At 72.3% G+C, this 23865-nt stretch carries 22 protein-coding genes and 3 pseudogenes; 15 read left to right on the forward strand and 10 right to left on the reverse strand.

Annotation, left to right across the window (positions count from 1 at the left end; all coding sequences use genetic code 11):
* Positions 1–29: 29 nt before the first annotated feature.
* The gene (locus tag ACSNN8_RS18755; protein WP_436650494.1) at positions 30–1406 is read left to right on the forward strand and encodes a pectinesterase family protein; all 1377 of its coding nucleotides are present in this window, start codon (positions 30–32) and stop codon (positions 1404–1406) included.
* Here ACSNN8_RS18755 and ACSNN8_RS18760 read toward each other — a convergent pair.
* Positions 1352–1618 carry a hypothetical protein gene (locus ACSNN8_RS18760; RefSeq protein ID WP_436650495.1) on the reverse strand — a complete coding sequence of 89 codons (267 nt, stop codon included), beginning with the start codon at positions 1616–1618 and terminating at the stop codon, positions 1352–1354. The genes ACSNN8_RS18755 and ACSNN8_RS18760 overlap by 55 nt on opposite strands.
* On the opposite strand from ACSNN8_RS18760, the pseudogene ACSNN8_RS18765 reads away from it, so the two are divergent.
* From ACSNN8_RS18765 to ACSNN8_RS18780, 4 genes and pseudogenes are all read left to right on the forward strand, one after another.
* Positions 1566–1700, forward strand: a pseudogene (locus tag ACSNN8_RS18765) (RICIN domain-containing protein); the annotation flags it as partial. The gene ACSNN8_RS18760 and the pseudogene ACSNN8_RS18765 overlap by 53 nt on opposite strands.
* 88 nt (positions 1701–1788) lie before the next feature.
* Positions 1789–1890, forward strand: a pseudogene (locus tag ACSNN8_RS18770) (RICIN domain-containing protein); the annotation flags it as partial.
* A gap of 75 nt (positions 1891–1965) precedes the next feature.
* Entirely contained in the window at positions 1966–2874 is a 909-nt protein-coding gene (locus ACSNN8_RS18775; protein WP_436650496.1) for a pectate lyase family protein, read from the forward strand.
* Positions 2875–3137: 263 nt separating this feature from the next.
* Positions 3138–4348: pseudogene (locus ACSNN8_RS18780) on the forward strand (IS110 family transposase).
* 57 nt (positions 4349–4405) lie between these two features.
* Here ACSNN8_RS18780 and ACSNN8_RS18785 read toward each other — a convergent pair.
* Both ACSNN8_RS18785 and ACSNN8_RS18790 read right to left on the reverse strand, forming a co-directional pair.
* Entirely contained in the window at positions 4406–6262 is a 1857-nt protein-coding gene (locus tag ACSNN8_RS18785) for a CHAT domain-containing protein (protein WP_436650497.1), read from the reverse strand.
* A gap of 1 nt (position 6263) precedes the next feature.
* Positions 6264–6980 carry a hypothetical protein gene (locus ACSNN8_RS18790; RefSeq protein WP_436650498.1) on the reverse strand — a complete coding sequence of 239 codons (717 nt, stop codon included), beginning with the start codon at positions 6978–6980 and terminating at the stop codon, positions 6264–6266.
* Between the two features lie 151 nt (positions 6981–7131).
* On the opposite strand from ACSNN8_RS18790, the gene ACSNN8_RS18795 reads away from it, so the two are divergent.
* Complete coding sequence (locus tag ACSNN8_RS18795) at positions 7132–7956, forward strand: S1 family peptidase (RefSeq protein ID WP_436650499.1); 825 nt, start codon at positions 7132–7134, stop codon at positions 7954–7956.
* Here ACSNN8_RS18795 and ACSNN8_RS18800 read toward each other — a convergent pair whose 3' ends face one another.
* Positions 7957–8496, reverse strand: coding sequence for a glyoxalase superfamily protein (locus ACSNN8_RS18800; RefSeq protein ID WP_436650500.1), 540 nt, complete (start codon positions 8494–8496; stop codon positions 7957–7959).
* Between the two features lie 163 nt (positions 8497–8659).
* The gene (locus ACSNN8_RS18805; RefSeq protein ID WP_436650501.1) at positions 8660–9559 is read right to left on the reverse strand and encodes a LysR family transcriptional regulator; all 900 of its coding nucleotides are present in this window, start codon (positions 9557–9559) and stop codon (positions 8660–8662) included.
* A gap of 66 nt (positions 9560–9625) precedes the next feature.
* On the opposite strand from ACSNN8_RS18805, the gene ACSNN8_RS18810 reads away from it, so the two are divergent.
* Positions 9626–10408 carry an inositol monophosphatase family protein gene (locus ACSNN8_RS18810; protein WP_436650502.1) on the forward strand — a complete coding sequence of 261 codons (783 nt, stop codon included), beginning with the start codon at positions 9626–9628 and terminating at the stop codon, positions 10406–10408.
* 37 nt (positions 10409–10445) lie between these two features.
* Here ACSNN8_RS18810 and ACSNN8_RS18815 read toward each other — a convergent pair whose 3' ends face one another.
* The 5 genes from ACSNN8_RS18815 to ACSNN8_RS18835 form a co-directional block, all read right to left on the reverse strand.
* Positions 10446–11222 (reverse strand): hypothetical protein, encoded by a 777-nt coding sequence (locus ACSNN8_RS18815; protein WP_436650503.1) that lies wholly within the window; start codon positions 11220–11222, stop codon positions 10446–10448.
* A gap of 134 nt (positions 11223–11356) precedes the next feature.
* Positions 11357–11668, reverse strand: coding sequence for a hypothetical protein (locus ACSNN8_RS18820; RefSeq protein ID WP_436650504.1), 312 nt, complete (start codon positions 11666–11668; stop codon positions 11357–11359).
* 50 nt (positions 11669–11718) lie between these two features.
* Complete coding sequence (locus ACSNN8_RS18825) at positions 11719–12180, reverse strand: permease-like cell division protein FtsX (RefSeq protein WP_436650505.1); 462 nt, start codon at positions 12178–12180, stop codon at positions 11719–11721.
* A 76-nt stretch (positions 12181–12256) separates the two neighbouring features.
* Positions 12257–14233 (reverse strand): endo-1,4-beta-xylanase, encoded by a 1977-nt coding sequence (locus ACSNN8_RS18830; RefSeq protein WP_436650506.1) that lies wholly within the window; start codon positions 14231–14233, stop codon positions 12257–12259.
* A 199-nt stretch (positions 14234–14432) separates the two neighbouring features.
* Positions 14433–15674 (reverse strand): YncE family protein, encoded by a 1242-nt coding sequence (locus ACSNN8_RS18835; protein WP_436650507.1) that lies wholly within the window; start codon positions 15672–15674, stop codon positions 14433–14435.
* A gap of 126 nt (positions 15675–15800) precedes the next feature.
* On the opposite strand from ACSNN8_RS18835, the gene ACSNN8_RS18840 reads away from it, so the two are divergent.
* The 8 genes from ACSNN8_RS18840 (at position 15801) to ACSNN8_RS18875 (ending at position 23864) form a co-directional block, all read left to right on the forward strand.
* Positions 15801–16331 (forward strand): RNA polymerase sigma factor, encoded by a 531-nt coding sequence (locus tag ACSNN8_RS18840; RefSeq protein ID WP_436650508.1) that lies wholly within the window; start codon positions 15801–15803, stop codon positions 16329–16331.
* The gene (locus tag ACSNN8_RS18845; protein WP_436650509.1) at positions 16324–17049 is read left to right on the forward strand and encodes a hypothetical protein; all 726 of its coding nucleotides are present in this window, start codon (positions 16324–16326) and stop codon (positions 17047–17049) included. The genes ACSNN8_RS18840 and ACSNN8_RS18845 overlap by 8 nt, the downstream gene beginning before the upstream one ends.
* 150 nt (positions 17050–17199) lie before the next feature.
* Positions 17200–18270: a type III PLP-dependent enzyme gene (locus tag ACSNN8_RS18850; protein ID WP_436650510.1), complete on the forward strand. Its 1071-nt coding sequence runs from the start codon at positions 17200–17202 to the stop codon at positions 18268–18270.
* 112 nt (positions 18271–18382) lie between these two features.
* Positions 18383–19792, forward strand: a complete 1410-nt coding sequence (gene mptB, locus ACSNN8_RS18855; protein ID WP_436650511.1) for a polyprenol phosphomannose-dependent alpha 1,6 mannosyltransferase MptB — start codon at positions 18383–18385, stop codon at positions 19790–19792.
* On the forward strand, positions 19789–20940 hold the full coding sequence (locus ACSNN8_RS18860) for a glycosyltransferase 87 family protein (RefSeq protein ID WP_436650512.1): 1152 nt from the start codon (positions 19789–19791) through the stop codon (positions 20938–20940). The genes mptB and ACSNN8_RS18860 overlap by 4 nt, the downstream gene beginning before the upstream one ends.
* A 604-nt stretch (positions 20941–21544) precedes the next feature.
* Positions 21545–22108 (forward strand): hypothetical protein, encoded by a 564-nt coding sequence (locus tag ACSNN8_RS18865; protein WP_436650513.1) that lies wholly within the window; start codon positions 21545–21547, stop codon positions 22106–22108.
* Positions 22109–22281: 173 nt separating this feature from the next.
* Entirely contained in the window at positions 22282–23055 is a 774-nt protein-coding gene (locus ACSNN8_RS18870) for an EAL domain-containing protein (protein ID WP_436650758.1), read from the forward strand.
* A gap of 80 nt (positions 23056–23135) precedes the next feature.
* Positions 23136–23864 (forward strand): ABC transporter ATP-binding protein, encoded by a 729-nt coding sequence (locus ACSNN8_RS18875; protein ID WP_436650514.1) that lies wholly within the window; start codon positions 23136–23138, stop codon positions 23862–23864.
* Position 23865: the final 1 nt, after the last annotated feature.

Consider the following 23865-nt stretch of genomic DNA (forward strand, 5'->3'; position numbering starts at 1 on the left):
CCCTCAGACGGCGCCTCCTCGTCGCCGCCGTGGCGATCACGATCCCCACCGCCGCGATCGCCCACAGCGTCCTGCCGTCGAGCGCGGCGACCCTGCCCGCGGCCGGCGGCGCCTACCAGCTCAAGGTCACCAAGAGCGGCATGTGCCTCGACGTGCCCGGCGCCTCCACCGCCAACGGCGCCCTGCTCCAGCAGTGGGGCTGCACCACCGGCGCGAGCTGGCAGCAGTTCAAGCTGGTGGCCACCGGCTCGAACTACCTGCTGCAGACCGCCGGCGGCAAGTGCGTCGACGTGCCCGGCGGATCCACGACCAGCGGCACGCGGCTGCAGCAGTGGGGCTGCGCGAGCGGGCAGGCCAACCAGCAGTGGCGGCTGGCCGCGAGCGGCACCAACACCTTCCAGATCATCAACGTCGGCAGCGGGCTATGCATCAGCGACAAGGACGCCTCCACCGCGTCCGGCGCCGCGATCGTCCAGGAGACGTGCACCGCCAACACCAACAAGCAGTGGGCGTTCGTGCCGATCGGGTCCACGACCACCGCCACCGTGGCCAAGGACGGGACCGGGCAGTACACGACGGTCCAGGCGGCGATCGACGCGATCCCCGCGAACAACACCACCCGGCGGGTCATCACGATCAAGGCGGGCACCTACCGCGAGATCGTCAGGGTGCCGGCCACCAAGCCGTACGTGACCCTGCAGGGGCTCGGCGGCAGCGCGAGCCAGACGGTGATCGTCAACAACCGCAGCAACGCCGGCGGCTACGGCACCTCGGGCAGCGCCACCGCGTTGCTCGACGGCCACGACTTCGCCGCGAGCAACCTCACGTTCGCCAACGACTACGGCGAGGGCAGCCAGGCGGTGGCGGTCAACCTGAACGCCGACCGGTCGGTCTTCGACAACGTGCGTTTCCTCGGCAACCAGGACACGCTGCTGGTCAACAACAACCGGTCGTACGTCAAGAACTCGTACGTCGAAGGCACGGTGGACTTCATCTTCGGCGGCGCGACTACCGTCTTCCACAACAGCACGATCCACGAGAAGCGCACCAGCGGCGGCCCGATCACCGCGGCCGGCACCGACGCCGCCAAGACGTACGGGCTGCTCTTCTACAAATGCACGATCACCGGCGCGGCGAACAACGTGACCCAGCTCGGCCGTCCGTGGCGCCCCGCCGCCCAGGTCCTCTACCGCGAGTCCAACCTCGGCGCCACGATCAGGACCGCCCAGCCGTGGACCGACATGTCCACCAACTCGTGGAAGAACGCGCGGTTCCTGGAATACCGCAACACCGGCTCGGGCGCCGGCGCCAACAGCAACCGGCCGCAGCTCAGCGACGCGCAGGCCGCCACCTACACCCCGCAGAAATACCTGACCGGCACCGACGGCTGGAACCCGGTCGGCTGAGAGAGGCGCATCGTGAAGAAGAAGATCATCGCTGGGCTGGCCGTCGTCGTGCCGGCCGCCGTCATCGGCATCTCGGTGCTGCCGTCCTCGGCCGCGACGCTGCCGGCCACCGGCGGCACGTACACCCTGGCGGTCACCAGGAGCGGCAAGTGCATCGACGTGCCGGGCGCCTCCACCGCGAACGGCGTGCTGCTGCAGCAGTGGGGCTGCACGACGGGCGCTGCCTGGCAGCAGTTCAAGCTCGTCGCGGCGGGCTCCACCTACCTGCTGCAGAACGTCGCCAGCGGCAAGTGCATCGACGTGCCCGGCGCGTCGACGACCTCGGGCACGCAGCTCCAGCAGTGGGGGGTGCGCGAGCGGGCAGGCCAACCAGCAGTGGCGGCTGGTCGCGAGCGGCACCGACACCTTCCAGATCGTCAACGTCGGCAACAGCCTGTGCATCAGCGACAAGGACGCCTCCACGGCGTCCGGCGCCGCGATCATCCAGGAGACGTGCACCGCCAACACCAACAAGCAGTGGGCCTTCAACCCGATCTCGGCCGCCACGCCTGTTCCGACGGTGAGCGGGCGCGTCTGGCCGTCCACACCGGACGGCTTCGCGTCGACCGGCGGCGGCACGACCGGCGGCGCCGCGGGCCCGACGGTCACCGTGAGCACGATGGCCGACCTGCAGAAGTACGTCACCGCCACCACGCCGTACGTCATCAAGGTGACCAAGGCGATCACCATCACGCCCAAGGGCACCGAGCTCAAGGTGCAGTCGAACAAGAGCATCGTGGGCGTCGGCAAGGCCGGCGAGATCGTCGGCGGCGGGTTCTTCCTCGGCACCGGCGTGCGCAACGTCATCATCCGCAACCTGACGATCCGCGACACCGCGATGACCGAGGACGACCCGGACGACAAGGAGTTCGACTACGACGGCATCCAGATGGACACGGCCGACCACATCTGGATCGACCACAACACGATCACGCGGATGAACGACGGCTCGATCGACAGCCGCAAGGACACCTCGTACCTGACCGTGTCGTGGAACGTGCTGTCGGACAACAACAAGGCGTTCGGCATCGGCTGGACCGACAACGTGACCGCGCGGATGACGATCCACCACAACTGGATCCACGACACCAACCAGCGCAACCCCAGCGTCGACAACGTCGCGCTCGCGCACCTCTACAACAACTACCTGCAGAACATCACGTCGTACGGCAACCTCTCGCGTGGCGGCACCAAGCTGGTACTCGAGAACAGCTACTTCGACAAGGTCGCGAACCCGTACTACAACGACACGTCCGCCGCGCAGCTCAGGCAGAGCGGCAGCATCGTCGCGAACAGCTCGGGCAAGCAGCAGACCAACGGCTCCGCCTTCGCGCCGGGCAGCTACTACTCGTACACCCTCGACCCCGCCGCCACCGTCCCGGGCCTGCTCCGGACGTACGCCGGCCCACAGGCCACGATCGGCCTGTGACGTGACGCCGGCCGGAGTTGGGGAGCTCCGGCCGGCTCACCCCGTTACCTTTTTGATCGTCCCCAGCCGGGGACTGCTCGGTCGCTCGGCCCGGTATGACTTACCGCCCCTGTCGTAGGGATGATCCGGGGGGTGTTGTCGCCGGGCCGGGTGGCGTCGATGGACCGCTGATAGGGACACGGCCACCCACGGTGCTGGGGTAGGTCTCTTCGTAACGTGGCTGCCGGCAGTCGACGCCAGACTGGCGATCGAGATGACGGGTGATGTCGCGGGGAGGCGATGCGGTGCACGGCGACTACCAGGTGTTCCTGGGTCTCGATGTCGGTAAAGAAGGTCACCACGCCGTCGCCCTGGACCGCGACGGCAGACGCCTGCACGACGCGGCGCTGGTCAACACCGAGGGCAAGCTGCGGCAGGTCTTCGACAAACTCGCCAAGCACGGCCCGGTGCTGGTGGTCGTCGACCAGCCCGCCTCGATCGGTGCCTTGCCGGTCGCGGTCGCCCGCGCCTGCGGTCACCAGGTCGCCTACCTGCCGGGCCTGGCGATGCGCCGGATCGCTGACCTGCACCCCGGCAACGCGAAGACCGACGCCCGCGACGCCTATGTCATCGCCGACGCCGCCCGCACCCTGCCACACACGCTGCGCCGCGTGGACGTGGGCGACGACGCCCTCGCCGAGCTGAAAGTCCTGGTCGGCTTCGACGACGACCTGGCCGGGGAAGCGACGCGCCTGGCCAACCGCATCCGTGGCCTGCTCACCCAGATCCACCCCGCCTTGGAACGTGTCTTGGGGCCGAAAGTGCAGCACAAGGCCGTCCTGGAACTGTTGTCGCGCTGCGGTGGACCGGCCGGGCTGCGCAAGGCCGGCCGCCGCAAACTGCTCTCGATCGCGTCCAAGAACGCGCCCCGCATGGGTGAACGCCTCACCGAGCAGATCATGACCGCGTTGGACGAGCAGACGGTCACCGTCCCCGGCACTGCCGCGGCAGAGACGATCCTGCCTCGGCTGGCCGACAGCCTGCGCGACGTCCTGCAACAACGCGACCAGCTCGCCGCCGAGGTGGACAGGATGCTCGATGCGCACCCTCTTGCCCAGGTCCTGACCTCGATGCCCGGCATCGGCGTCAGGACCGCCGCCAGAATCCTGCTCGAAGTCGGCGACGGCAGCGCCTTCGCCACCCCAGGCCATCTGGCCGCCTACGCCGGCCTGGCCCCAGTCACCCGCCGCTCCGGCACCAGCATCCGCGGCGAGCACCCGAGCCGCGGTGGCAACAAGCAGCTCAAACGCGCATTTTTCCTCGCCGCGTTCGCTGCCCTGGCCGACCCGTCAGCCGCGCCTACTACGACCGCAAACGCGCCCAAGGCAAACGCCACAACGCCGCCCTCATCTGCCTGGCCCGACGCCGCTGCGACGTCCTGTTCGCCATGCTCCGCGACAAAGTCCCGTACCAGCCTCGGCCAGCCACCACTTGACCAAACCCATAGGGACACCCCCCCGGCGGCAGTGAGCATCGGCGGCACGAAGGGCGGTCAGCCGCGTTCCGACAGCGCCCTGAGTCGTTCGAGCAGCCGGGCGGCGTCGGCGGCCAGGTCGCCGGCGGCGCCCGGGAAGTAGCCGTGGGCCCGCGTCCACCAGCGGACGTAGCGGCCCAGCTGGCGGATCGTGGAGTCCACCGGGAACGGGTCGTCGGCGGGCCACTGCGCCCGGGTGCGGCGCACCAGCTCGGCCAGGTGCAGCTCCGCCTCGTCGAGCTCGCGGGGCCGCCCGGCGAACGGGGCGAGCAGCAGCAGCTCGGCGATCGAGCCGGGCGCCCACGCGTCGTCGTCGCTCACCGCCGCCTCGCGGGCCGCGTACCACTGGCCCACCCGGGCGATGCGACCGGTGAGCGCGGCCTCGAGCGACAGCGCCTGCACGCCGTGCCAGTGCTGGGACAGGTTGTGGGTGAAGCCCTGCACGTACCAGCGGTGGGCCTCGGCGAGCGCCGTGCGGGCCGCGTCCGGCAGGCGCCGGTGGAACGACAGCTCGGCGGACCGCTTCTGCGCGCTGCCGAGCAGGCCCAGGTTCTCCAGCCGCGCGACCTCGGCCGGCGCGGCGATGGCGCCCTCGACGTAGCGGGTCAGCGAGGCGATCCGCGCGGTCAGGTGCTCGGCCACCGTGTCGTACGCCCCCGGGTCCTCGACACCCTCGTTGACGAGCCGGTCTGACCACATCTGGGCGGTGCGCAGCGAGGCCATCTCGGCCTGCATCGCCACCTCGTAGAGCCGGTCCTGATAGTCCTCCGGCAATTGGACGTACGCCACCAGGCCGGCCCAGTCGTGGGCGGTGTCGGCGCCCTCGCGGTGCAGCTGCGCGCGGACGTGGTGCAGGGCTGCGCGCACGTCGTCGCCGGCCAGCAGCCGGTCGTAGAAGTGCCGGACGAACGTCCGCGAGCCGGCGAAGGTGAGCGGGAACTGCGAGGCCAGCACGACCGGCACGCCCGACTCGTGCAGCGCGTGGGCCAGGCTGCCGCCGCCGGTCACGCTGTTCGACTGGTTGCCGCCGTCGCACACCGCGAGCGTGACGACGACCGGGGCGGGAACGATCGACCGGATCTCGTCGCGCAGCATCGCGGGCGTCACCCGGGCGATCGACCGGTCGTCGTCGGCGAACAGCGCGACGCCGAACTCCGGCTCGTACTTGTCGCCGGCCTCGCAGCCGTGCGCGAGCACGTGCAGGTGGGTGTAGGGGCGGCCCTCCGCGGCGGCGGCCTGCGCGGCGTTGCGGATCCGGGGCAGGCTCGCGCGGTCCAGAGTGGTGAGCATGCGGCGGCTGTCGCGCACGGCGTCGGCCAGCCCCGCCACCGGAAGCGGCTCGCTCCAAGGCTTCAGCGCGTCGCGCAGCGCGGCCCGGTGGTCGTCGACCGGCACCGCCTTGCCCGCGCCGGCCGGGGAGGCGGCGGCGAACAGCACGCGCGGCTTGGACCACCAGACCTGGCGCTCGCCGTGCGCGCCGGTGCGCACCCGCCGGGTCAGCACCAGCGGCGGGTCGGACAGCGCGAACACCGGCCGTCCCTGCGCGTCGGTGGCCAGCTCGAACGGCAGCGCGCTCAGCTCGGCCGCGTTGGTCACCAGATCGATCTGTACGGGCTCGTCCTGCGCCACACACGTGCCGAGCACGCCGGTGACCACATCGGACAGCAGAGCGAGGGCCTCGTCGCGGCGGCCGCCGTCGGCTTCGACCGCGTAGCGCAACTGGTCGAGGCGGCGCATGAGCTCGACGTGTCCAATGGGGATCCGCACCTCGGTCACCGGCTCGTTGCCGCGCGCCCGCAGGAACCGGTCGCCGCGGCGCAGCATGCCGGAGCGCTGGTCGTCGAAGCGGAAGAACTCGATCAGCTCCGACCGCATGTCAGACGTCGTCCTCCAGGTCGCCCGAGGACTCGTACTCGATCAGGTCCTCTTCGGACTCCGCGCCGAGAATGTCGGTCGCGCCGCCGAACAGCCGCAGCTTGAACAGCCGCAGCCCCAGCACGCCGCTCGCGCCGAGGACCTCGAGGCCCGCGGCGTCCTCGCCCGAGAGCGTGATGCCGCCGCGCACCTGGCCCAGCTCGAGCAGGTGCAGCACGTCCGCGGTGGCGCTCAGCTCGAACGTCGAGCCGGCCCTGCGCGCGGAGATGACGGTGCAGCCCTCCCCGGTGTACGTGGCGGACACCACCCGGTAGCGGCGGCGCCAGCCCTCCGCGTGGCGCAGGGCCTCGCCGACCCGTGCCACGTCCTCCATCGAGGCGACCGTCAGCACGGGCGCGTCGATGTAGAACGAGTCCTCGCGCGCGAACTCGATGCGGATCGACGCCTCCAGCTGCACCAGCGGGATGGTCGGCACCTCGGCGCCGGCCAGGAACTTCGTGACGCGGGTGCCGTCGGAGCGGAAGCGCAGCCGGGTGGGCGCGCCCGCCGCGGTGGCGAACGAGACCCCGTACTCGGCGATGTTGCCCATCTTGACGAAGACGCCGTCGCTGATGACGCCGTAGTCGCCCAGCGCGAACGTGTTGGTCACCGGCATCCACGCCGCGTGGACGTCGAGCTCGGAGTGCAGGACCTTGCTGAACTTCCGTGCGGTGCCCATGAATTCATCCTGGCCCGGCGCGTGCGCCCGGCACAACGAACGGACGCCGATATGACCCCGGTGTTATCAATTGACATCGATATGACCCGGTGCGAGGGTACGGGCGATGCACCGTGATCCGGTGCACTCGACCCCCGCAGAAGGGAACCCCATGCGCGTACGCCGGGCATTCGCCCTTGCCGCAGCCGCGGTCGCCGCCGTCACCTCAGTGGTGGCCGGCGCGGCCCCGGCCCAGGCTGTCGCCGCTCCCACCCTCGCTTCCACGATCGCGCTGAGCAACTGCTCGGCGTCGCTGGTGCGCTACCCGTCGTCGGTGAGCAGCGACCGGGCGATGATGCTGACGAACGGCCACTGCTACGAGGGTGGTTTCCTCGCCGCCGGCCAGGTGCTGCAGAACCGCACCTCGTCGCGCTCGGGCACGCTGCTCAACAGCACCGGCGGCTCGCTGGGCACCGTGCGCGCCGACCGGGTCCTCTACGCGACGATGACCGGCACCGACGTCACGCTCTACCGGCTGACCAGCACCTTCGCGACCCTGCAGAGCCGGTACGGGGTCACCGCGCTGACCATCGCGAGCAGCCGCCCGGCCGACGGCTCGAGCATCACGATCCCGTCCAGCTACTGGAAGCGGATCTGGAACTGCAAGATCGACGGCTTCGTCCCGCAGCTGCGCGAGGGCGACTGGACGTGGCGTGACTCGATCCGCTACGACGCCAACTGCGACACCATCCACGGCACCTCGGGCTCCCCGATCGTCAGCGCCTCCACCGGCCAGGTCGTCGGCATCAACAACACCGGCAACGACGACGGCGAGCGGTGCACCGTCAACAACCCGTGCGAGGTGGCCGCCGACGGCACCGTCACCGTGTCGCAGGGGCAGAGCTACGGCGAGCAGACGTACTGGTTCACTACCTGCCTGACCTCCACCCGCACGATCGACCTCAACAAGTCGGGCTGCCTGCTCACCAAGCCCTGATCAGCCTCGCCCGGGCTGGGCGAACCGCAGCACGTTGCCGTACGGGTCGATCACCTCGAAGGTCGGCCCGCCCGGCGCGTCCACGTCGAGGCCCGGCCGCATCCGCGCGCCGGGTCTCGCCAGCAGCTCCTGGCGCAACCCCTCGACGTCCGCCACCGGAATCCACACCACGCCGTTGGGGCTGCCGTCGCCGTGGTGCTCCGACAGGTGCAGCACGGCCTCGGAGCGCGACACCTGCGCGTAGACCGGCAGCCCCGGCTCGAACCGGTGCTCCCAGTCCAGCCGGAAGCCGAGATGGCCGACGTAGAACGGCAGAGCCGACGCAACAGACATCACCCGCAATACGGGTATGCCCGCGCCGATCTCGGGGCGCTGCGAGCCGGTGAGGGCCGCGGCAAGCACGTTCCAGTCCTTGGCGCCCACCTGATGGGCGATCAGCTCGAGCGCGAGGCTGTGCGGGATCGGCACGCCCGCCGCGGCCAGGTCGTCGCGCAGCAGCCGGGCGAGTCTCTTGGCGTGCTCGGAGCCGGTGGAGGTCATGGGTCGGCTTTCTCCGCGTGCGTGCGGCCGATGCTCGCGTTGCCGGCGGACGACGCGGTATTCGCAGCCGAAGCCCGTCATGGTGTTCCGGTGCGTTCACCACACCCTGAAGGGGCGCGAGCGGCCGGCCGCACCGAGCCGCACCCAGCCTATACCCGCCACGCTAACCACCGAGGACGGTCGTGAAGGCGGCGCGGACGCGGTCGCGCAGCCAGGCGTGGGCCGGGTCGGTGTCGTAGCGCTGGTGCCAGCCGCAGATCACCGGTGCGGGCGGCAGCGCGATCGGCGCGGCCACGACGACCAGGCCGAACGCCTCGGCGATCGGGCGGAAGGTCAGCTCGGGAGCGGTCAGAACGGCATTGGTGCGGGCCACGACGTGCGCGGCGGCGGCGGTCGTGCCGACGGCGGCGAGTACGCGGCGGCGCAGCCCGTGGGAGGCGAGGATGTCGTCGACGGGGTCGGTGAGACGGCCGCGGCGCGACACCAGGACGTGCTGCTGCGCCGCGTACGCGGTCAGGTCCAGGCCTTGCGCGGACGGGTGCTGCCGGCGCAGCGCCACGACGAAGCGGTCCCGGCCGACGAGCTCGTGGCGGATCTCCGGCAGGGCCGGGACGGCGGCGCCGATCTCTAGGTCGACCCGGCCGTGCCGCAGCTCGTCGGTGTCGGTCGGAGCCTCGGCGAGGAACCGCAGGCGTACGCCCGGCGCGTGCGCTTCGACGTCGGCCAGCAGCGCCGGGGCCAGTGCTGTGGCCAGCGCGTCGTGGCACTGCAGCGTGAAGACGCGGTCCAGCCCGGCCAGGTCGAGCTCGCGGCTGGGCGCCAGCACCGCCTGCGCCTGATGCAGGAGCTCGCCGACCTGCTCCCGGACGGCCAGCGCGTACGGCGTCGGGGTCATCGTCCGCCCGGTGCGCACCAGGATGTCGTCGCCGGTCAGCCGGCGCAGCCGCCCCAGGCTACGGCTGACCGCCGGCGACGACAGGCGCAGCCGCTGCGCCGCCCCCGCCACGCTTCCCTCCTCGAGCAGCGCGTCCAGCACGGTCAGCAGGTTCAGATCCAGTTGCATGAAGGTAAATCTTACCTTGTCAACGTTGCACTGGACTTCATCGGTGGCCGCTCCGACAGTGGAGTCATGACCACAGATCACCAGCTTCTGACCGACGCGACGAACGCCGTCCACGCCGCCTCGGCGACCCTGACCCGTCCGGCGAAGACCCCGGTGACCCCGGACGACTTGTTCGCCGCCCTGCACGCCAACGACGCCTCCGTGACCGCGTCGCTCCGGCCGGCGCTGACCGCCGCGCTGCCCGGCTCGCAGTGGACGTCCGAGGAGCACGGCTCCGGCCCGATGCCCGGCGGCGACTGGTGGGTGGTCGACCCGGTGGGCGGCAACATGAACCTGGTGCAGGGCATGCCCGACTGGAACGTCGGCGTGAGCCTGGTCCGCGACGGCCGCCCGGTGCTCGCCGTCCTGCACGCGCCCGTGGCGGGCGAGACGTTCACCGCGCTCGCGGGCGGCGGCGCCTTCCTCGACGGCGTGCCCGTCAGCGTCTCCGCGAAGACCGACCTCGGCCTCGCCCTCACCGGCACCGGCCAGGCCAGGCCGAACCGCGAGGCCGCGAACGCCCGGCGGGTGGGCGCGGCGGTGGCGGCGATGATGCAGAACGCCCTGTACGTCCGGGCGTCAGTGCCGGTCGGCCATCAGCTCGCGCAGGTCGCCGCGGGCCGCATGGACGTGCACTGGCAGTTCGACAACCTGCGCTCGCACATCGCGCCGGTGCTGCTCGTGCGCGAGGCCGGCGGCACGGTCACCGACCTGGACGGCAAGCCGTGGCAGATCAGCAGCGACGGCTACCTGGCGGCCGCGCCGGGCGTGCACGCCGCCGCCCTCGACGTCCTCCGCGGCGTGCGGTGACCGTGACGATCACCGTGTGGGGCGCCTCCGCGGCAGGCTAGCGCCAGACGGCGGCCACCGCGGGCTCCGCGGCCGGGACCACGATGCCCGAGCCCGCGGGCAGCCGGCGGCGCAGCCCGGCGGCGCGGGCCGAGGCGGTCCAGGACTCCTGCCGCAGGCTGTCGCTGGTGCGCCGGGCCAGCTCGGCGTCGTGCCGCGCGGCCTGCTCGGCGGCGACGGCGCGCTCGTAGCGGTCGCGCAGGTGCCCGGCCGAGGCGCGGAACACCACCAGCTCCTGCTCCAGCGGGTGCAGGCGGGCGTCCCACCCGGCGCGGCCGGCGAGCGCGTCGGCGACCGCGGCGGCGGGCAGCCAGCCGTTGTCCGCCGCGGTGCGCACGGCCTTGTGCAGGAAGCGCTCGCGGGCCGCGTACTCGGTCGGGGTCTGCGCGCTCCACGGCGTGCGGAACGCCGCCCCGGCCAGCCGCGTGCGCAGCCGGGCGTCGGCGTCGAGCCAGGCCTGCCACGCGATCGCCACCTCGTCGGAGGCCGTCTCCCACCGCTCCTGCCACCGCTCGGCGGCCAGCGCGGCCCGGTCGGCGGCGACGCGCACCTCCTCGGCGAACTGCGTGGCCGCCAGCGCCTCGAGCTGCGCCGCGCGCCGCTTCTCGCCGCGCTCGCGCAGCACCGAGAACGTCGAGCACAACGTCTGCCACGGGTTGCGCATCGCCTGCGGGCTGGCCAGCAGCAGCATGGCCGGCAGCGTGAGGATCCACAGGGTCGCCCAGATGGCGGCCGGGGCCGGGGTGGTCAGCAGCATTTCCGCAACAACGTTCATCGCCAGGTCGTCCTGTCCGCTCAGAGGTCCGCGTGTCGTCTCGGGGAGCGCCTCGGGGAAGCGCAGGAGCGCCGTCCACATCGGAGGGAGGGCGCGCAGCGACCACCGGACGGCCGGGGGCCGTCAGCGTGTGGTCAGGCGAGAACGAACGGGGGAGCGCGGGATCCGCTGGGCCCGGAGACGAACTGGGCGGAGAGGTCGCGCGTGCGGTCGGCGACGGGAGCGCCGGGCGTACGGGCGGAGGCCGCGTCGGACGACGCCGGGTCGTCCGGAATGTCGGCAGTGGACCCTGCGGGCGTGGCCGTCGCGGGGGAGGTCGTGCTGTGGGTGACCCCGGCGAGGACCGGACCGGCCGCCTGCTGGGGCACGGCGAGGCCGAGCGTCAGCAGCAGGAGCAGGGCGGGCAACGATCGCAGCAGAGCGCCGCGCAGAGAGATCGTTGCCATGTCCCCAATGTACCGATCCGATCACCGAAGTCCGGACGCCACTCCGAAGATCACGTGCTGGGCTTGACGAGGTTCCGGCACTCCTCGACGGTCATGCACTGCATGACGACGTCCTGCACGCCGGGCAGGCCCTCGATGGCGGCCTGCCCCGTGTCGCGCACGTGCCGGGCGGCCTTCGCGTCAGCCATGCGGACCTTGAACGACTGCGGCAGCGAGGTGGGCGTCAGCTTCTCGACGAACTCCGGGTTGTCGGCCCACAGCTTCTTGAACTTCTCGTACGCCTCCGCACTGCTCTCGTAGGTGACCTCGGCGACGTCGGGCAGGCCGCGCAGGTGCGCCTCGACGGCCGCCTTCTGCTGCTCGGTGACGTCGTCGCGCAGGAAGACCGCGAACCCGACGTCCGAGTCCAGCACCTTTTCGAGCTCCTCCTGCTCGGAGTCGCGGAACAGGCCACACCCGGCCAGGCCGAGCATGACGAGCAGGGAAAGGACGGCAGTCAGCAGGCGGCGCACGGCTGGGAACCCTAACAGCGCGGATGAATGCGTGGGGCCCCGCGAAGCGCCCGGGGCCCCACGCCTCACCCGCCGGTCAGCCCGCCCGGCAGGTCAGCGACGGCCAGGTCCAGTTGCCGCCGTGCTGAACGGTGAAGCCGAACGTGTTGCCGCTGCCGTTGGGCCGCGCGGTCATCACCAGGCCCGTGCTGTCCCAGCTCACCGACGCGTTCCAGGTCGCGATGACCTTCTGCGGGGAACGGAGGCTCACGGTGACGACCCAGTTGGAGGCGCCGCTGACGGTCACCGAGCCGTTGAAGCGGTCCGACCACTTCTGACCCTCGGCGTACGTCGCGGTGCACGCGCCGCCGCCCGGCGGCGGGGTGGTCGTGGGCGGGGTGGTGGTCGGCGGCGTGCTGCCGCCGTCGGGCGCGACGGCCCGGCCGGTGGACGGCGAGATCATGCCGGCGCACAGGCCGCGCTGGGCCAGCCCGGCCGCGATCTGCGGGATCGCCGCGATGGTGGTCGCGTAGTTGTCGTGCATGAGGATCAGCTGCCCGTTGGTGAGCGTCGAGGCGGCCTGCACGATCTGCGCGGTGCTCGCGCCGTTCCAGTCCTGCGAGTCGACGTCCCAGGTGACCGTGCGCAGGCCCAGCGCCGAGGCGGCCGACTGCAGCGTCGCGTTGGTCTCCCCGTACGGCGGCCGGAAGATCGTCGGGGTGCCGCCGCCGGCGTTGCGGATCGCCGTCTGGGTGCGCGACAACTCCGAGGTCATGTCGGCCTGGCTCAGGGTCAGCATGTGCGGGTGGGTGTAGCTGTGGTTGCCGACCCACATGCCGGCCGAGACCTGGGCGGCGACGAGGCCAGGGTTGGCCGCCGCGTTCTGGCCCATGTTGAACATCGTGGCCCGCAGACCGTTGCTGCGCAGCGCGTTCAGCAGCTGGGTGGTGGTGTTCGGGTTCGGTCCGTCGTCGTAGGTGAGGCCCACGTAGCCGTTGCGGCACGCGTTGCCCGCCGGTGGCGTGGTGGCCGGGGCCGTGGTGGCCGGAGTGCCGGGCCCGGCCGCGTTGAGCGCGTCCAGCGTGGCCGTGTACGCCGCCTTCTTGTTGCCGCTGTTGTCGAACAGCAGCGGGGTGTCGCTCGCCCGCCACGAGTCGCTGTCCCGGACGCCCCAGACCGTGATGCCGGTGCAGCGGGCGACCGCCAGGCACGCGTTCACGACCGTGCGGTACTTGTTCGCCTGGTCGCTGCCGGAGCCCTGGATGTCCAGCTCGGTGATCTGCACGTCGACGCCGAGCGCGGCGAAGTTCGACACGGTGGTCTGGAAGTTCGACGGCACGGGGTTGCCGCTGTTGAAGTGCGCCTGGAGGCCGACGCAGTCGATCGGCACGCCCCGCGACTTGAAGTCGCGCACCATCGCGAGCACCGCCTGCGTCTTGGCCGCGCTCGGGTTGTCGATGTTGTAGTCGTTGTAGCAGAGCTTGGCGCCGGGGTCGGCCGTGCGCGCGGCCCGGAACGCTGCCTCGATCCAGTCGTTGCCCGTGCGCTGCAGGTTCGAGTCGCGGCGGGAGCCGTCACCGTTGTCGGAGAACGCCTCGTTCACCACGTCCCAGGCGTACACCTTGCCCTTGTAGTGGGTGGCGACCTGGGTGACGTGGTTGAGCATCGCGTTGCGCAGCGTGGTGCCGCTGAGGCTCTGCATCCAGCCCGGCTGCTGCGAGTGCCAGGCCAGCGTGTGGCCGCGCAGCCGCTTGCCGTTCGTGGTGGCCCACTGCGCGATGCGGTCGCCGCTGGAGTAGTTGAACTGGTTCTGGTTCGGCTCGGTGGCGTCGAGCTTCATCTCGTTCTCGGCGGTCACCATGTCGAACTCGCGGTTCGCGATCGTGGTGTAGGTCGTGTCGCTCAGCTTGCCGGCGCTGATCGCGACGCCGAAGTAGCGGCCGCTCTGCTGCGCCGAGGCGCCGAGCGTGCTGGCGGCGTCGGCGGCGGGCGCGAGGGCGACCGCGGCGGCGCCGGTCAGCAGTGCCGCCGTGGTGGTCAGCAAGAGGGATCGAGGACGGATCCGTCTGGTCACGGGGATTCACCTTCGTCGTGGTCGGGGGAGGCGGCGGACCGGACGGCCGGTGGAAGCCGCACGGTCCGCCGCGTGATCGACGATCGTCGTTGCGCTCCATCTTGGGAGCGTACCCACGGGTGAGTCAACCGTTAGTTACGACGAAGTTTCACCACCTCAAGGCGCATAGGGCGAGAATGCATCGGCCGGAACTTTCGGTTCACAGCACGGAAAGTAGCTCGGTCAGACCCTCGACCCGGGCCCGTCCGGCGAGCCGTCCGGAAGCGGCGTCCAGCCAGACGACCTCGTCGTCCCCGCCGGCGTAGAGGAAGCGGCGGCCGCCCGGAGAGGTGCCGCCGCCGGCCGCCAGGGCGCGCCCGAGCCGCAACCCGCGGGCGGGCGAGGGCAGCGTCCACGTGTCGAGCACACGGTCGTCGCCGCGGTCCAGCACGGACACAGTGGAGCCCGCAGCGGCGTACACCCGCCCGTCCGGCCCGAGCGCGAGGCTCGCGAGCCCGCCGCCGGCCGGAATCCGCACCACCCGCTCGATCGCCATCGTCGCGGCGCCGGCGTAGGCCAGCGACCCGGAGGCGGTGTCCAGCACGACGATGTGCTGCCCGTCCGCGGCCAGCGCGTGCCCCTCGGCGGGCCCGTGCCCGAACGGGTCCGGCAGGTCGAGGCAGTACGCCCACCGCTCGGTCAGGTGCAGCACGTGGACGAACGCGTGCACGTGGCTGCGCGTCCCGCCGAGCAGGTTGCGGGTGTGCTGGTGCTCGGGCTGGTGGGTGTAGAGCGTGTAGAGCGTCTGCCGGTCGGGGGAGTGGACGGCCTGCCGGCCGCGGCCGCGCATCCGCTCCTCGGCGCCCGCCGGCACGGCCTGCTTGTCCCTGGTGAGCAGCGGGTACAGCTTGCCGTCGGCGAAGTCGAGCAGCCGCACGCGGTAGTGGTCGGGCTTGCCGGCAGGCAGCCAGTCGAGCACGAACAGCCCGGTGCGGTCGGAGGTGAACGCGTCCGGCTCGACGCAGCCGGGCAGGTGGAACTTCTGCGGCAGGGACCCGGTCGTCACCAGCAGCGACGAGGTGGTGCGGCCGGTGGGCGGCTCGGTCGCGGGCGTGGTGGCCAGCACGCACGCGTCACCGGACTCGGCGACCACCCGGGGCACCCATCCACCCCCGAACTTGTGCTCCTGGAGGGATGCCCCGGTCGCCGCGTCCAGCCGCCGCAGGCCGTCGTCGTCGGCGACGTACACCGCCCGGCCGTCCCGGCTCGCGGCCGACCGCGCGCCGATCGGGCGGGTCTCGCCGCCGCTGAGCCGGACGACGCCGTTGCGGCTGCCGGCCAGCAGCACCTCGGGCACCGGCGCGGGTCCGGCGGCGGCCGGCTTGGGCTCGCGGCAGCCGGCCAGGGCGGAGGCGGCGAGCACGCCACCGGAGAGCGTGAGGAACGAGCGGCGTGTGGTCATGCCCGGTCGACACCGCGGATCGCATCGGGGTTCCCGGAACCCTTTCGCCGCGAGCGGTGTCAGTGCAGTGTCGGTGCGACGAAGGAGCCGGGGCTGAAGGCCATCGAGATCGACGACGCCACGGCGGTGAGCCGGGCACGGGAGGGCGACCTGGGGGCGTACGAGCTCCTGGTCGCCCGCTACACCGTGCCCGCGCACCGGGCCGCGGTGCTGCTCGGCGCGGGTGACGACGCCGACGACGTGGTGCAGGAGGCGATGGTGAAGGCGTACCGGCAGTTGTCGCGCTACCGCGGCGAGTCCGGCTTCCGCCCGTGGCTGCTCGCCATCGTCGCGAACGAGACGCGCAACCTGCACCGTTCCCGCCGGCGTCGCGACGGCCTCGCGCTGCGCGCCGTGTCCGCGACCGAGCCGCTGCCGGACGCGCCGGACCCGGCCGACACGGTGCTCGCCCGCGAGCGGCGCGAACGGCTGGTGGCCCGGCTGCGGCTGCTCGGGCAGCGCGACCGCGACGTGCTGGTCTGCCGGTTCCTGCTCGACCTCAGCGAGCAGGAGACGGCCGCCGCCCTCGGCGTCGCCAAGGGCACGGTCAAGTCGCGGACGGCCCGGGCCCTCGCCCGGCTTCGCGAGCAGCTGGCGCAGGAGGTGCCCGATGCCTGAGCGCGACGACGAGCTGATCGCGGAACTGCGCGAGCTGGACACCTGGCTGGCCGTGCCCGACGCGGCCGACCAGCGCGCCGCGGTGCGGGCCAGGCTGGCGGTTCCCGTACGCCGGAGCCGGTGGAAGGTCTTCGTGGCCTCCGCGGCGGCCGCGCTCGCGGTGACCGTCGTGGCCGTGGAGCCCGCGCGCGCCGCCGTGACCGACGTGGTCGTCTCGGTGCTGCACATCGCGGGCATCGAGGTGCGCCGCTCGGACGATGCGGCCGCGCCGAACCCGCGGCCCAGCCCGCTGCCCTCGACCGGCGAGGTCACCCTCGAGCAGGCCGAGCAGCGCGCGCCCTTCACCGTCCTGCTGCCGGCCGACCTGGGCGCCCCCGAGCGGATCGAGCTCGCCGACCCGGACGAGACCGGATCGCCGCGGGTCGTCAGCGCGCTCTATCGCGGCGGCACGGTGCGGTTCGACCAGTTCGCCGGCTCCGCGGCCATGTTCTTCAAGCAGGCGGCGCAGGCCGAGTGGGTGGAGCTCGGCGGCGCCATGGCGGTCTGGCTGCCCGGCCCGCACACGCTGACCTACGTCGACCGCGCCGGCAAGGAGCGCACCGCGACCGCCCGGCTCGCCACGCCGACGCTCATCTGGGAGAAGGGCAGCGTGACGTACCGCCTGGAGGGTTTCACCGACCTCGCCGAGGCGCGCAAGGCCGCCCTGTCGCTGGGCTGAACCGAACCGGCACGTCCCCGCAACCACGCAAAGCATCGACGGAAGTACGCTGAGTGTCGTCGTAGCCCCCGTCCTGGAGGACACGCCATGACAATGACCGCACCTCAGCAAGTGCCGGATCTGCAAGGTACGGATCGGACGCCGTGCCTGGTGATCGACGTCGACGTGGCCCGCAAGCAGTACGACCGCATCGCGAGCGCCTTTGCCGGGGCGCACGTGCACTACGCCGTCAAGGCCAACCCCGAACTGCCCCTGCTCGAAGCGCTCGTCGCCGCCGGATGCCGGTTCGACGTGGCGAGCCGGGCCGAGATCGACCTGTGCCTGGCGGCGGGCGCGGCCTCGGGCGATCTCAGCTACGGCCACCCCATCAAGAAGAGCGAGGACATCGCGTACGCGTACGACCGCGGGGTCCGTCTGTTCGCCTTCGACAGCGAGGGTGAGCTCGACAAGATCGTGAAGCACGCGCCCGGGTCCTCGGTGCTGTGCCGGGTGCTCGCGTCCAGCGACGGGGCCCGGTGGCCGCTGTCGCGCAAGTTCGGGTGCGTGCCCGAGATGGCCGCCGAGCTGCTCAAGGTGGCCGCGCTGCGCGGGCTCGACCCCGCCGGGGTCGCGTTCCACGTGGGCTCGCAGCAGCTGCACCCCGACCGCTGGGAGCCCTCGATCGCGACGGCCGCGTGGATCTTCAAGGTGCTCGAGCAGTCGGGCATCACGCTGCGGATCCTCAACGCGGGCGGCGGCTTCCCGGTGTCCTACCGCTCGCCCGTGGCGCCGATCGACTCGTTCGCCGACGCCATCCACGCCGCCGTCCGCCGGCACTTCGGGCACCTCGCCCCGTCGCTCATGATCGAGCCCGGGCGGTACGTCGCGGCGCCGGCCGGCGTGCTGCACACGCAGGTCGTGCTCGTGGCCCGCAAGTCCTACGACGACGAGGCGCGCTGGGTCTACCTCGACGTCGGCCGCTTCGGCGGGCTCGCGGAGACCGAGGACGAGGCCATCCAGTACGAGCTGTCGACCACCCGGCAGGGGCCGAGCGGCCCGGTGATCCTGGCGGGGCCCACCTGCGACAGCGTCGACATCCTCTACCAGCACGCCCCGTACGATCTCCCGCTGGACCTGGCGGCCGGCGAGGTGATCCGCATTCACGGGACCGGGGCCTACACGGCCACGTATTCGTCGGTGGGCTTCAACGGCCTGCCGCCGTTGCGGACGGTCGTCTCCTAGATCCGCCCCGGAGGCCGCCGGCGGGTGCCCGCCGGCGGCCGGTTCCGTAGCCGTCACGTGCGGGACGGCATCCGGTCCCCGCGGCGACACCCTCCCTTGCGAGGGTGCTGCGGTGCTCAAGGATCGGAGTCTGTCCGCCTCGCGTGCCGCCGGGTTCGCCGGGTCCTGTCTGGTCATGCTCGGCGGGCTGGGCGCGGGCGCGCTGCCGGTGGGCATCCCGTTTTTCGCGGGCCTGGAGCACGTACGGATCGGGCTCGTCGGCGTCTACAGCGGCCTGGCGCTGCTGCTGCTCGCCTGGTGGTGGCACGGGCGGGCCGGCCGCGCCGAGGACGTCCGCGCCACGTGGGCGACCCTCGCACTGTGGGCCGCGCCGCTGCTGGTCGCGCCGCCGATGTTCAGCCGCGACGTCTACAGCTACCTGGCCCAGGGCGTGATGCTCGGCGAGGGCTACGACGTCTACCGTGCGGGTCCGTCCGCGCTGGGCGGCTTCTTCGCCGACCAGGTGCCCGAGATCTGGCAGCACACCCCCAGCCCGTACGGGCCGGTCTTTCTGCTGGTCTCGAGGCTGGTGACCGCCCCGATCGGCGGTCACCTGCTCACCGGCGTCCTCGCCATGCGGCTGCTCGCCGTCGCGGGTCTGGCCCTGATCGCCTCCGTGCTGCCGGTCCTCGCGCGATCGGCCGGGGTCCGGCCGTCCGCCGCGCTGTGGCTCGCCGTGCTCAACCCGCTCGTGCTGATCCACTTCGTCGGCGGCGCGCACAACGACGCGCTGATGGTGGGGCTGCTCGCCGCCGGTCTGGCCGCCGCGGTCCGCCGGATGCCGATCGTCGCCACGCTGCTGGTGGTGACCGCCGCGCTGGTCAAGGCCCCGGCGGCGCTGGGCCTGGCGGCGGTCGCGGTGATCTGGGCCGCGCGGCTGCCCGGCCGGCTCCCGCGGCTGCGCGCCTGCGCGGCGGTGGGGGCGACGGCGGCGGCCGCGACCGGGTTGCTGACGCTGATCGCCGGCACCGGGTACGGCTGGATCACCGCACTGGACACCCCGATCTCCCCGCAGAACCTGTCGCTCACCGGCGTGCTGGGCCGCTGGACCGCGACCCTGCTGCGCGACGACGGCGTCGGCGACGTCTTCGTGATCGGCTTGTGGCGCTGGCTCGGCGTGCTCGCCACGCTGATCGTCGCCGGTCTCGTGTGGACGTGGCTGGGCCGGCTCGGGCCGCTCTACGGCCTCGGGATCGTGCTGATGGCCGTCGTCGCGTTCGGCCCCGCGCTGCGCCCCTGGTACGTGATCTGGGGCCTGGTGCCGCTGGCCGCGGCCGCCGGGCAGCGCTGGGTCCGCCGCCTGCTCGCGGCGGTGTGCGCGGTGCTGGCGCTGGTGGTGCTGCCCGACGGTTTCGCCGCCGACCTCTCCCGCTTCCTGCTCGCGACGCTGGGCGCGCTCCTCGGGACAGCGGCCTTCCTGGGCGTACGCCTGGCGGCCGCGCCCGCCGTGCACAGGCTCGCGACGGCGAGGGCGTCCCGGTGAAGCGCCTCCACGTGCTGATCGTGGTCCTCGCCACCGTGGCCGTCGGCGTCTTCCTCGTGACGGTGCCGACCTTCCGCGAGTTCTTCGACCTGGGCGTCTACCGCGGCGCCGTGCGCTCGTGGCTGCTCGACGGCGGCGCTCTCTACGACTACCTCTACCAGGACACCCAGTACGGCTTCACCTATCCGCCGTTCGCCGCGCTCGTGCTCAGCCCGCTCGCTCTGACCAGCTGGCCCGTCGCCGTCGGCCTGAGCATCCTCGCGAACGCCCTGGCCGTGGCCCTGCTGCTGCGCTGGTTCCTGGTGCCCGTGGTGCGCCGCCACCACTGGCCGGTGCCGTTCGTCTGCGCGCTCGGCTTCCTGGCCGTGCTGGTGTTCGAGCCCGCCCGCGACAGCTTCAGCTTCGGCCAGGTCAACCTCGCCCTGCTCGCCCTCGTCTGCGCCGACCTGCGCGGCCTGCTCGCCGGCCGCCGCTGGGCCGGCGTCGGCATCGGGCTCGCCTGCGCGATCAAGCTGACCCCCGCCGTGTTCATCGGCTACCTGCTCGTCACCCGCCAGTACCGCGCCGCCGCCGTCGCCACCGGCACCGCAGCCGGCGCCACCCTGCTGGCCTTCATCCTGGCCCCCGCCACCTCCGCGCAGTTCTGGCTGGGCGCACTTTGGGACACCGGCCGCGTCGGCCGCCTCGAGTACGTCTCCAACCAGTCGCTGCGCGGCGTCGCGGCCCGCCTGGACCTGCCCTCCGCGTGGTGGCTCGCCGCCGCCGCGTTCGTGCTGGCCGCCTGGTTCCTGCGCGTACGCCGCGGCGGCCGCCCCGACCACGTCGCCGGTTTCGCCGTCACCGGCGTCGTGGCGTGCCTGATCAGCCCCGTCACCTGGGTGCACCACCTGGTGTGGCTGCTCCCGGCCCTGTTCCTGCTGCTCGACGCCGCCCTGCGCGCCGGTTCCCGCCGCGCACTGGCCGCGCCGGCCGCCGTCTACGTCGTCCTGAGCAGCAGCGTCGTCTGGCTGTGGTGGGCCGGAGCGGACGGCCTCCCGGCTGCCCTCGGCAGCAACACGTACGTCTGGGTCAGCCTCGGCCTGCTGTTCGCCGTCCCCTTCCGTGCAGCCGTCGCTCCCGGCCCGCTCGCTCGGGCCGACGCCGGGTGAGCGCCTCGTCTTGTACGCAGAGTTCCGATTCGCTTTCGCTTGGTGGCGGGGCGGACGGGGCGCCGGTCAGGCTGCTCTCCAATCACGGAGTGGCGACCTCGAGTGTGGTCATCGCCGGACTGGTGCGGGTCTACATCGTGCACCGGACGCGGTTGCGCCGGCACCCCAGTGATCCGTACGGACCTGAAGCGACGACCGACCGCGTATACCCGCGGTACGACGGCCGTTTCCCACTGCGACCGCCTTCCAGGCCGAGCGCGGGGCGTCGGCGCGGGCGGCAGCCCGGACGACGGGACTGATGGGCGGCCGGCACGCATCGCACCGTCGTGCGGTCCGTGGAGCGTGACCGGGACGGACATCGCCGGGTCGAACTCTGCGGTGGCGGCGCGGCGCGTCGACGGCCGGCGCCGACACCGCCGACGACCGCGAGGCGGCGGCGTGAGCACGGTGGACGGCTCCGCCGTGCTGGCGGACCGGGAACGAGGTGCTCGTCCGGTCCGACCAGATGGCGATGATCTTTGGGTATCCGACGGAGCGCTGCGGCTCACGCCCGAGACGCTTCACCCCGCCGAGCGCGAGGGGATACCGAGGCGGTCGACGCGGCGTGGAACCAGTGCCGTCGGGCAAGGTCACATTCCGAGCGGTCCGGCCGCACGGCGGTGTCTACTACGTGCACTGCCACCTCGAGATCCTGACGATGGCGGGCCGCTCGTCGGGAATCTTCGCCTCCGGCCAGGACGTCACCGCGCTCGAGCGGGCGCGGCAGGAGAGCCGCAGGCTGGCCACGCGCAACGCGATGCTGTGCTCCGACGTGGCGGCGGAGGACCTGCTGACCCGCCTGCACACCCGGGACTACTTCACCGACGAGGTCGACCGCGGACGGCGCACCGCGGACGGCGCCCTGGTCGTTGTGGCAACCGAGCCGACGACCCGGCTGCCGGTCGACCTCGCCGACGAAGACCGTGACCGGTTGGCCGCGGCCATCGGCGAGCTGCTGCGTGCCGTCTCCGGGGCCGAGGTGACCTGTGGGCTCGCCGATCCCGGCCTGTGGGGGGTGCTCGTCACCCGGCTCGACGAGCGCGCCGAGGCGCCGAAGTTCCTCGCCGCGCGCCTCGTCGACACGCTGCGGCGGCACCTCTTCAGCGTCCACCAGGAGACGCTCGCCTGAACACCTGGGCGGCCCTGGTCCGCTTCGACGGCGGCGTTTCCGCCACGGGCTTCGACCTGCCGGTCGACGGCGAGCACGCGGCACGCGAGGCGCGTCGCAGCGCCAGTGCCGTCCACGTTCTGCAGGAACCGCTGCAGGACGGCGAGCCGACCGACCGCTGCCGTGCGCGCGTCCTGCGCGCGGTGTCGGCGAACAGCTTCGCGCTGTACGCGCAGCCCATCGTCGACCTCGGGCTCAACAAGGTCACCCGGCACGAGATCCTGCTGCGGGTGCGCGGCGAGAACGGCGAGATCACTGCGCCCTGGGCCTTCCTTGACATGGCCGAACGCGTGGGCGAGATCCTCGCCGTGGACCGGTGGGTGATCGACCATGCCCTCGAACTCGTCGGCCAGGGCGCGCAGACCTCGCACTACCAGGTCAACATCTCCGGCAAGTCGCTGGCCGACCCGGGCCTGCTCACCTATGTGACCGAGGCGATCCAGCGGCACGGGGTGAAGCCGGACTGCCTCACCTTCGAGATCACCGAGACGGCGCTCATGGAGAACCGCAACGCGGCGCTGGCCTTCGCCACCGGCATCCGGCAGATGGGTTGTCACCTCGCGCTCGACGACTTCGGGACCGGCTACGCCGCGCTCGCCTACCTGAAGCACTTCCCGGTCGACCTGGTCAAGATCGATGGGACGTTCGTCGTTCACCTCGTCCGGTCGCCGACCGATCAGGCCCTCGTGTCCAAGCTGGTGGAGCTGTGCCACACGCTGGGCATCCGCGTCGCCGCCGAGTGCGTGCCCGACCGCGAGACCGTCGAGCTGCTGCGCGGCTACGGGGTCGACTTCGCCCAGGGCTACCGGTGCGGTCGGCCGGTGCCCATCACGGCGAGCCTGCCACCGGAGACCCACAGCATCGAACTCGAGCTCCGCTTCCCGCCCCGCCGTACGGCAACGGGTTGACGGTCACCCGCCCAGCGCGTCGCAGGCCGGAACGATACCCGCAAGATCGCGGCAACTTTCGCCGCGTACGGTTGCCGACCGTGAACCCCGTCGTGGAGGTCGATGACCTCACCAAGTCGTTCCCCACCGCCGGGGGAGACGCCGTGCCCGTGCTGCGCGGCATCAGCCTGCGGGTGCCGCCGGGCGAGTTCCTGGCCGTGGTCGGGCCGAGCGGCTCGGGCAAGTCGACCCTGCTCTACTGCATGTCCGGGCTCGAGGCGGCGACCACCGGCCGCGTCCGCATCCTCGGCCGCGACACCGGCACGCTGAGCCGCGGGGCGATTGCGAAGCTGCGCCGTGACCACCTCGGGTTCGTCTTCCAGACGTACAACCTGATCCCGTCGCTGACCGCGCGGGAGAACGTCGCGCTGCCCGCCCGGCTGGCGCGGCGCCGCATCGGGAGCGCCGAGGTCGACCACGCGCTCGCCGAGGTGGGGCTGGCCGAGCGCGCCTCCTACCGGCCGTCCGCGTTGTCGGGCGGGCAGCAGCAGCGGGTCGCCATCGCGCGCGTTCTCGCCGTACGCCCCGATGTGGTTTTCGCCGACGAGCCGACCGGTGCGCTCGACACGGAGTCGGGAGCCCAGGTGCTCGATCTGCTGGCCGGCGTCGCGAAGCAGGGGGAGGGCCGCTCGGTCGTGATGGTGACGCACGACCTCGAGGCGGCCGCGCGGGCCGACCGCGTTCTGGTGCTGCGCGACGGCGTCATTCACCGCGAGCTGTCGCACCCGCGCGCCGACGACGTCTTCGCCGCGGTCGCCGGAGCGTCCTGAC

The organism is Actinoplanes sp. URMC 104, assembly GCF_051386375.1.
In the GTDB taxonomy this organism is placed as follows: domain Bacteria; phylum Actinomycetota; class Actinomycetes; order Mycobacteriales; family Micromonosporaceae; genus Actinoplanes.